Raw genomic sequence first — 9952 nt, 5'->3', positions numbered from 1 at the left:
GAAACCGGTGAAACGGGACCTCAAGGGATGCAAGGTGAAAAAGGAGACACAGGAGATACTGGTCCTCAAGGATCTATAGGATTAACAGGGGAAGCAGGTGCTGACGGAGCAGATGGTGAAGTCGGACCTACAGGACCACAAGGACCTACAGGTACGAATGGCGCAATTGGGCCGCAGGGACTCATTGGAGAAAAAGGCCCAAAAGGTGAAACCGGTGAAACCGGTGAAACGGGACCTCAAGGGATGCAAGGTGAAAAAGGAGACACAGGAGATACTGGTCCTCAAGGATCTATAGGATTAACAGGACAAGCAGGTGCTGACGGTGTAGATGGTGAAGTTGGACCTCAGGGACCCATAGGATTAACCGGACCAGCGGGCGCTGACGGTGTAGATGGTGAAGTCGGACCGACAGGACCACAAGGACCGGCAGGTGCAGACGGCGTAGATGGCGCAATGGGGCCATCAGGACCCATAGGAGAAACAGGTCCGAAAGGTGAAAAAGGTGATCGAGGTGAACAAGGACCTAAGGGAGAGCAAGGTGAGACTGGTGAAATGGGACCGCAAGGAATTCAAGGTGAAAAAGGAGATACAGGACCATCAGGCGCAGACGGCGTAGATGGAGCAATCGGGCCTCAGGGACCCATTGGTGAAACAGGTCCTAAAGGTGACACGGGTGAGAAAGGCGATACCGGTGAAACAGGATCTAAAGGAGAGAAAGGTGAAAAAGGGGATAAAGGACCCCAAGGACCCGCAGGTGCTACCGCAGCAAAAGGTGCAATAGGCGAACAAGGACCTAAAGGAGAGAAAGGCGATCAAGGAATGCAAGGTGAACAAGGAGCATCCGGTCCCCAGGGACCAATAGGACTCACAGGACCCTCAGGACCGGCAGGTACAGACGGAGCTGATGGTGCAACTGGACCGACAGGGCCACAAGGACCCATAGGAGAAACAGGTCCTAAAGGTGAAAAAGGAGACACAGGACCCCAGGGTGAACAAGGACCTAAAGGAGAGAAAGGGGATAAAGGAGACAAAGGTGATACAGGTCCCCCCGGTATAGATTTAGATGACAATACAACCTTGGCAACAAGCAACATTACACAAGGTGATGAAAACAGGACTTATAACATAAATAATCAAAATCTGGCATTCACCAATGGAAATATTGGCATAAGGATAACGTCCCCATCATCTACATTGCATGTAGGCGGAGCCATTGCAGCACCTATCCGAACAACAAACTCAAATACTACACTAAATGAAAATGATTATACCCTGGTTATGAAAAAAAGCAACCTCAATATTGGACTTCCATCTGCAAGTAGTTGTCCCGGGAGAATCTATATCCTAAAAAACATCAGTAATGGCAACAACAAGACTACCACAAAATACATATGCAATAGGGGGTATCAAAATAATTCCTTAAAGCGCAATAAAGCCGTATGGATACAAAGTGACGGAACCAATTGGCAGCAAATAAATATTCAATAATATGTTTCAAATACGTTTGGTCATCCTGCTTGTAGTAACTAATTATTCCCTTTTTGGACAGGCAGGAATACACAATTTTGGAAATTTACAGCTGCATTCCAAAGGTCATGTGGGTTTCCATACTGATTTTACTAATGACGGGAGTTTTGATAGAAATTCAGGGTTAATTGGGTTTTATCAGGACCAGGAATCGCTTTATATTTCAGGAGCTTTTAGTCCAACATTTTACGATTTGGAATTAGCAGTTGAAAAGAATCTTTATCTGGACATTCCAATACATATAGACAACTCTTTGGGTATTATATATGGCAATATTATCTCGTCAAGGGCTAATAAAAATATCTACACAAAGTTTACGGCAAAAGCAGATTATATAGGTATTGCCAACCATTCCAAGATTGATGGCCAGGTAGGGGTTGAAGGGCAAAAGGTTTTTAGTTTTCCGGTTGGATATGATGACCTGTTAAGACCACTACAAGTACAATTTATTGACGATGTATTCCTTGCAAAATGTGCTTATTTCTTTGAAAATCCTGACTATCCCAGAAGTTTTGCTAAAAGTTTTAACAGTAAAAATAGGGATAACAGCCTGGGAGGCATAAATACCCAGGAATTCTGGAATTTGACTACAACCGGCAGGATTCAAATAACGCTAAATTGGAACTCCGGCTCCATTATGGATACTTCGATTAATAACAGAGAAAGTATAACAGTTGCAGGATGGAACAAGAAAAATGAACAATGGAATAATTTGGGAAATGCCAAATATGAAGGGACTGTAAGCGAAGGTAGCGTCACTTCCAATATCTTCAATGCCAATGATTATGAAATCTTTACATTGGGTTTTTTGTTTAATACCAAAGGCAACGAACCTGGCAACTATGCCATAACGCCCAATGGGGATGGAATTAATGACTTTTTTAGTCTAAAGATTATTGAGCAATCACCAAATAATGAATTAAAAGTATTTAATAGGTCCGGTTTATTAGTATATGACAAAACGAATTACCTGAATGAATTTCAAGGTATTTCAAATAGAAATGGCAATCAAAAAAATAATTATTTACCGGAAGGTGTTTATTTTTATATTATTGATTTAAAGGATCTTAATCTGAAGTATCAGGGTTATTTCTATCTTACTTTTGAATAATTGAAGCCTTTTTGGCTAATTCTTATTCCATAAGGAATCCATCTTCCAAAACACGCTCTAAGAACCGAAAGCATCTTATCGGGTTACTTGTATTTGAATCGCTTATTCTGAAATCTTTGGAAAGTCGATAAAAAGTAATTATTCCCGCTAATTGGTGGCACAGGTAATTTTCACAACACTTTTATAGAACTACACAACATTTTCTATCCCTGACCTCATCTAAGGGCTATTTTTACGTTGAATTATTGATTTCGGCCCAAATCTTACTAAAATGACCCCAAAAAAGTTAATTTTTGCTCTGTTAGTCGTCTTTTCTACAATAGCGACTGCACAGGTAAAAATCGGTGAAAACCCCAATAATATAAACAGTGCTTCAATCTTAGAATTAGAAAGCAGCAACAAGGCTTTCGTACTAACTCGTCTTACAACCGCTCAAATGCAAGGTATAACGCCATTGCGCGGAGCTTTAGTCTATAACATAGAAGCCCAATGTGTCTATCTCTATGATGGCGCACAATGGAAAGACCTGTGCAGTGGGTCAGGCTCTAATCCCGGAACCTTCACATTTGTAGACAACGGAAATGGAACATTTACAATAAATTATTCGGATGGTACCTCTTTTACTTCTTCAGATCTAACCGGACCCCAAGGACCAATAGGATTAACAGGACCTATGGGCGCTCCCGGTGCTGACGGAGCTGATGGAGCTGATGGAACAAATGGTGTTGACGGGGCTGACGGTGCCAATGGAGCGGACGGAGCTGACGGTAACGGGATCGCTTCTACAACCGATAACGGTGACGGAACTTTTACACTGAATTTTACAGACGGGTCAAGTTTTACAACTTCCGATTTAACAGGACCGCAGGGAATACCCGGTCTCGATGGTGCTGACGGTGCTGATGGCACTGATGTATCAGGTACCGTTGGATCAATTTTCTTTGCAGGTGGAGATACAAAGATCACAGAAAACAATGGTCAATTATTCTGGGACAATACCAACAATCGATTGGGAATTGGAACCAATTCGGGACTGACCAATAAATTGACTGTTAGTGGGACGACCAAAACGTCCGGATTGAATAATTCAGACGGTACTGCCGGTTCACCCTCATATCGGTTTACAGACGATAATGACACGGGAATATATAAAGCAGCCACTGACGAACTTGGTTTTTCAACCAACGGTTCGGAAGCTTTCAGAATCGACGCCTCGGGTCAGGTTGGCGTGGGAACAACCACTCCAGCGGCCCAGGTCGATATCGAAAGTACTGGCGTACCATTGAGAATCAAACCAAGTACTTCTACACCTACAGGAAATTCAGGTGGTCAAATGTTCGTTGGAGATGATGGCATATTATATATCTATGATGGAACCCGAAGTAAGTGGTTGAGTGTTGACAGAACCATGGTCGGTTGGGGACGAAATAGCAACAATACCTCTAATCAGTACCTACGACAATTCAATGGTGCCCAATCAAATCTCAGCGGTTGGCGCATGGTAAGGGACGGAACGATAACCGCAATCACCGCACAAACCAACATCGCCCAAACATGGACACTGGAAATTAGAAAAAATGATTCGGGAACCGTTATTACCAGCCTCAGCATGGCCGCACAAGCTGGAAATCATAACAATACTCTGAACATTGACATAAGTGAAGGCGATTTTATACAGGCGTATTGTAATGGGAACAGTATAGACTACCCTCAGACTTTAATTGAGATTGCTTGGAGAAAGTAAACAAACCGTAATCATGGAAAATATTTTTCAAATATTGAAATCCGGGTTTATTTTAAGCATAATTGTTTTGGGTACGCCGATGTATGCTCAAGAAGCATTACACAACTATGGCAACATTCAAATCCATGAAACTGCAATGGTTGGATTACATCTAGACCTGATTAATGATGGAACTTTTGACCAGAATATGGGACTTGTTGGCTTTTACAGTGATTTTGGCCAATTAACCGTTTCCGGAGCTTTTACCCCTATCTTTTTTGATGCTGAAGTCGCCGTGGAAAACGGGTTGGTACTCCAGACCTCTTTAGGAGTAAACAATAATGGGAATTTAATTACAGGTGATATCATTACCCCAAGAACACAATCAGGGATTTATTCAAATTTCTTTGACAATTCTTTTTATACAGGAGAAAGTAGCGTTTCTAAAGTATATGGTTATGCCGCAATGACCAATAAAGATTCTTTCGTATTTCCCGTTGGGGACGATCAAAGGCTAAGGCCATTAACCATAACATCCATGGCAATAAATTCTTTGGCGAAATGTGCATACTTTTTTGAAGATCCCAATAATTCAAAAACTTTGAACGCAACTTACAGCACAGATAAAAGGTCTTCAGAATATATGTCCGTGTCTGACAAAGAATTTTGGAGACTTGAAGGTGATGTGCCTTCAAATGTAACCCTTAGCTGGGATGTTTATAGTAATATTGCCGCTTTAGGTGAATTTATTAGTGATCTAAAAGTTGTTGGTTGGAGTAAATCTGAAAGCCAATGGGTGAATTTGGGAAATACTGGTGTTGAGGGAGGTATAGACTACGGTACAATTACTTCAGATCTTTTTGTCCCCAATGATTATGAGATTATTACGATTGGTGGCAATGATGACATGCTGGAAACTTTCGATACCATAGAACTGGACAACTATTATATGACCCCAAATGGTGATGGTCAAAATGATGTATTAACTATTGAGGGCATTGAAAATTCCCCGAATAATTCCCTGCAGATTTTTAATCGTTATGGGGTTTTGGTATATAGTATGGATAACTACGACGGCCAGTTTAATGGTTATTCAAACATGGAAACTGCGATTCAAAGAAACTCCGGATTAGAAAATGGGATTTACTTCTACATTATCACGCTTAATGATTTGCGCCGAAAACATCAGGGGTATCTTTACATTTCAAATTAGTCCAGAACTCTCAACTTCCCATTAATGATTTTTTCCAACTTGCACATTAAACCTTGGGCAGTATCCACCTATAAACATTCTTAGGAGTATCTGTTATCTCAAAATACTTATTAACTTTGGAGTAGGCAGTATGGCTAAATTTTCTATCAGCAATCAACTTATGGAAAATCGACCCTACTTATTAATCTAAATTTTATAAATGGTATCTTTTTTGATTTAGTATTTGAAATCATATATGTCCCGGATTAAATAAAAAATTATGGATAGAAGGTTGTTTGTTAAAAGGAGTGGATTTTGTGGACTGGCTCTGACTATTGTCCCGAGTACATTGATTCTTCAGGACATTAAATATTCCATCGAGGAATTAATGGGAAAAGAAGATATTGAACTATATGGAGATGGCATTAACCTGAGGAAGGAAGCTCATGATGCATTTATTGAAATGAAAAAGGCAGCCTCAGCAGATGGTATCCAATTGAAAATTGTTTCGAGTTATCGTAATTTTGATAGGCAAGCTGCTATTTTTGAACGCAAATATTTAAAATATACAGATGAAGATGGGATGGAACCGCTGGATGCTATTGAAAAAATAATAGAGTATTCCACAATTCCAGGCACTAGCAGGCACCATTGGGGAACAGATATTGATATTATTGATGGTAAGAAAGATGTTGATGGTGATGTTTTAGATCCCGACAAATTTAAAACAGGCGGGCCTTTTGAAAGTTTCAAAAAATGGATGGACGAAAATTCTGAAAAATATGGGTATTATATTGTTTACACGGATAATCCCAAAAGGAGAGGTTTTAAATATGAGCCCTGGCATTATAGCTACGCTCCGCTATCTAAACCAATGCTGAAAACATTCAGGCTTAAAAACATTTTAAAGCAAATAAAAAAAGAGGAATTTTTAGGTAGTGATCATTTAACAACAGAGTTTATCAAGACCTATATTGAAGATAATGTTCTTGATATCAATCAGACACTTTTGTGAGCAATCAATATGTTTTAGATTTATTTAGATAAATATAATGCTATGAGAAGAGGTAGTTGGAAAATCAGAATAGTTATTGGCTTGATAATAGTAGCATTTGCGGTCATCCAGCGATGGAATAATAAGGAAGAAAATCCTTATACGGGGAGAGTTCAAAACATCAATATGACATCGGAACAGGAAATTGCTATAGGCCTCCAAAGTGCCCCTGAAATAGCGCAACAATACGGTGGGTTATATACCGATGAACGCCTTCAGACCCTTGTTGATGCCATCGGGAACCGCTTGGTGGAAAACAGCATAGCAAGAGAAACGCCCTATGAATATGAGTTTCATCTACTTGCCGATGATGCAACAGTAAATGCTTTTGCCTTACCGGGTGGCCAGGTATTTATAACATATGCTTTATTCAAACAACTGAATGAGGCACAGCTCGCAGGTGTACTAGGGCATGAAATAGGTCATGTTATAGGCAGGCATTCAGCTGAGCGAATTGCAGAAAGTAATTTTTGGAAAACAATTTCCATGGGTGCGAGTGTGGGGGCAGATGCTGGTGGCATTGTGGGCAGCATTGGTCAAAACACATTGTTGACAAATGGTCGCGAAGATGAACTGGAAAGTGATGACCTGGGTGTCCTCTTTATGATGCAGAGTAATTATGATCCGGAAGAAATGATCCATGTAATGGAAGTCTTAAAGGCTTCTGCAGGTTCCAACCGAGTTCCGGAATTTCAAAGTACCCATCCTGATCCGGATAACAGAATTCAAAAAATTAAAGAATCAATTAAAAAATACGAAGAACAGACTCAGTGAGATAAATACAGTTGTCTTAGGTCATTATTCTTTTTTTTGTATATTTGATTTACCACCGAATCTGATTTATACCCCTAATTTAACCCTTATAGCTTTGATTTTTATCATAAATGAAACTATATGGGAACGCTATTGCATTTTAAAAGTCTTTATTTGGAGGCATTTGACGACTGCAAACCGGAATTTTTAGTAATTCTTTTAAAGATTTATTCTTTTTTCTGTGTTTTAATGTTGTTCATGGCCATCTATGCATTTTTGTATAGGGCTTTTACGGGATTTGAATTTTGATTAATTTAATTTTTGTTTACTCTTTTACGAGAACACTAAAGGTTGTAAACCAATCTAAATCGAAAACCCTGGCAATTTGGCCAGGGCTTTTTTTTTGATTGATGAATAAACATTTCTTTCTAGGTTTGCTGTCCTTCTAAAACCGCAAGGGCTTCTTTTGCATTAGAAAGTTTTGCCAACTTCTTGGCAGTATAGCCCTTATCATTTTTGATAGATAAATCCGCACCATTTTCAATAAGCAACTCTAATATTTCAGCTTTGTTATACCTGGCGGCGTACATAGCAGGGGTCATGCCTAAAGATTTTTTGTTTACATCCTCTCCTAGTTCAATTAATTTTTTTACAGTTACTAAATCGCCTTGCAGAATGGCCTTACAAAAGGAATTGATAGCCAGTTTTTTAACGGTTACGGGAGTTTCAGTAAATTTAAGTTCATTCGCTGTTCTGTTGGCATAAACGCCATTTACCACAAACATAAATGCCGTGGCTACAATCAGGATTGTTTTTTTCATGATGTTTTGATTTTAATTGATGAATAGATTTTGATTATATTAGAATAGACGCCAACTATGGACAAATGTTTCAGTATTAACAGTTATATAACGTAATTTTAACATCTCCATGTCCGGATTACTTTTTTTGCATATGTGAAATTAAGTGATGCGCAGAATTGTAAAAAAGCTGTGAAGAATAGTGGTAAACCTTAGTAAATCGCTGTATTTTAGCTAACTCTTTAAATATAAGATCATGAACAAAAAGGTTATCCTTATGATATTGGATGGATGGGGTAAATCTCCGGACCCTAAAGTTTCAGCCATAGACAATGCCAATACACCTTATGTAGATTCGCTTTATAAAAATTATCCAAATGCAAACTTGCTCACGGATGGAATGAATGTTGGCCTGCCTGAAGGACAAATGGGGAACAGTGAAGTAGGACATATGAATTTGGGAGCCGGAAGAATTGTTTACCAGGATTTGGCTAAAATTAATCTTGCGGTTAAGGAAAATACATTGAAGGATGAAAAAGAACTCAAAGAGGCTTTCACCTATGCTAAAGAACATAATAGGGATGTACATTTTCTTGGTCTTGTCAGTGATGGAGGGGTACATAGCCATATTAATCACTTAAAAGGTCTAATTGAAGTAAGTGAGAGTTATGGCGTTGAAAATGCATTTATTCATGCTTTTACTGATGGAAGAGATGTGGATCCAAAAAGCGGGATTACTTTCTTAAAGGATCTGACCGATTTTTGTTCTGAAAAAAACACAAAACTGGCGTCTGTAGTCGGCAGATATTATGCCATGGATAGGGATAAAAGATGGGAACGTGTTAAAATAGCATATGATTTATTGGTAAATGGAAAAGGAGAACAAAACCGAGACATTTCCGAGGCAATGCAAAAATGTTATGATGAAGGTATTACCGATGAATTTATCACACCAATTTCTATGGTAAATCAATCAGGCGAAGCATTGACAAAAATAAAGGACGGTGATGTTGTAATTTTTTTCAATTTCAGGACAGACCGGGGCAGAGAACTTACCCAGGTACTGAGTCAAAAAGATTTTCACGAATATAACATGCATAAACTGGATCTTTATTACGTGACCCTAACCAATTATGATGATTCCTATGAAGGAGTGCATGTCGTGTATGACAAAGAAAATATCAGGGAGACGTTGGGTGAAATCCTGGCTATTAATGGCAAAAAACAGATCCGCATAGCCGAAACAGAGAAATATCCTCATGTTACTTTTTTCTTTAATGGTGGCCGAGAAATACCCTTTGAGGGAGAAGATCGAATCCTATGTCCTTCCCCTAAAGTAGCAACTTATGACCTGAAGCCCGAAATGAGCGCATATGAAATTAGAGATGCTATTATTCCTGAATTAAATAAAGGGGAAACGGATTTTGTGTGTCTCAACTTCGCAAATCCCGACATGGTAGGTCATACAGGAGATATGCAGGCAGCGATAAAAGCCTGTGAAACGGTTGACATTTGTGCTAAGGATGTTATTAATGCAGGACTTGAGAATGGATATAGTACATTGGTAATTGCAGACCATGGGAATTGTGATACAATGATCAATCCCGATGGATCACCCAATACCGCTCACACTACAAATCCGGTGCCTTTGATTCTAGTTGACAAGGATATTAAAAAAATTAATGATGGTGTACTTGGCGATTTAGCTCCAACTATTCTTAAATTGATGGGTATCGCCCAGCCCTCACAAATGACTCGGCACTCCCTTATATAGCCTTAAAATAGTAAATTT

General features: G+C 39.3%; 9 protein-coding genes. 8 read left to right on the top strand and 1 reads right to left on the bottom strand.

Annotation, left to right across the window (positions count from 1 at the left end):
• The 7 genes from Q0X77_RS11025 to Q0X77_RS15385 form a co-directional block, all read left to right on the top strand.
• A partial coding sequence (locus tag Q0X77_RS11025; RefSeq protein ID WP_297797282.1) for an exosporium protein occupies positions 1–1488 on the top strand: 1488 nt, incomplete at its 5' end.
• Position 1489: 1 nt separating this feature from the next.
• The gene (locus tag Q0X77_RS11020; protein ID WP_297797280.1) at positions 1490–2638 is read left to right on the top strand and encodes a gliding motility-associated C-terminal domain-containing protein; all 1149 of its coding nucleotides are present in this window, start codon (positions 1490–1492) and stop codon (positions 2636–2638) included.
• Positions 2639–2909: 271 nt separating this feature from the next.
• Positions 2910–4382: a hypothetical protein gene (locus Q0X77_RS11015; RefSeq protein WP_297797278.1), complete on the top strand. Its 1473-nt coding sequence runs from the start codon at positions 2910–2912 to the stop codon at positions 4380–4382.
• A gap of 13 nt (positions 4383–4395) precedes the next feature.
• A complete protein-coding gene (locus tag Q0X77_RS11010; RefSeq protein ID WP_297797276.1) occupies positions 4396–5574 on the top strand; it encodes a gliding motility-associated C-terminal domain-containing protein in 1179 nt (392 codons plus the stop codon).
• 259 nt (positions 5575–5833) lie between these two features.
• Positions 5834–6568 carry a M15 family metallopeptidase gene (locus Q0X77_RS11005; RefSeq protein ID WP_297797274.1) on the top strand — a complete coding sequence of 245 codons (735 nt, stop codon included), beginning with the start codon at positions 5834–5836 and terminating at the stop codon, positions 6566–6568.
• Positions 6569–6610: 42 nt separating this feature from the next.
• Positions 6611–7381, top strand: coding sequence for a M48 family metalloprotease (locus Q0X77_RS11000; RefSeq protein ID WP_297797271.1), 771 nt, complete (start codon positions 6611–6613; stop codon positions 7379–7381).
• Positions 7382–7501: 120 nt separating this feature from the next.
• Positions 7502–7669: a DUF6747 family protein gene (locus tag Q0X77_RS15385; RefSeq protein WP_366939208.1), complete on the top strand. Its 168-nt coding sequence runs from the start codon at positions 7502–7504 to the stop codon at positions 7667–7669.
• Between the two features lie 119 nt (positions 7670–7788).
• On the opposite strand, the gene Q0X77_RS10995 is transcribed toward Q0X77_RS15385, so the two are convergent.
• Positions 7789–8181 carry an ankyrin repeat domain-containing protein gene (locus Q0X77_RS10995; RefSeq protein WP_297797269.1) on the bottom strand — a complete coding sequence of 131 codons (393 nt, stop codon included), beginning with the start codon at positions 8179–8181 and terminating at the stop codon, positions 7789–7791.
• Between the two features lie 235 nt (positions 8182–8416).
• On the opposite strand from Q0X77_RS10995, the gene gpmI reads away from it, so the two are divergent.
• Positions 8417–9934, top strand: coding sequence for a 2,3-bisphosphoglycerate-independent phosphoglycerate mutase (gene gpmI, locus Q0X77_RS10990; protein WP_297797267.1), 1518 nt, complete (start codon positions 8417–8419; stop codon positions 9932–9934).
• Positions 9935–9952 lie beyond the last annotated feature (18 nt).

Origin of the sequence: uncultured Eudoraea sp. (assembly GCF_947258925.1) — a bacterium.
GTDB lineage: Bacteria > Bacteroidota > Bacteroidia > Flavobacteriales > Flavobacteriaceae > Eudoraea.
The sequence above is the reverse complement of the archived record's forward strand: the minus strand, read 5'-3'. Positions and strand labels throughout refer to the sequence as shown.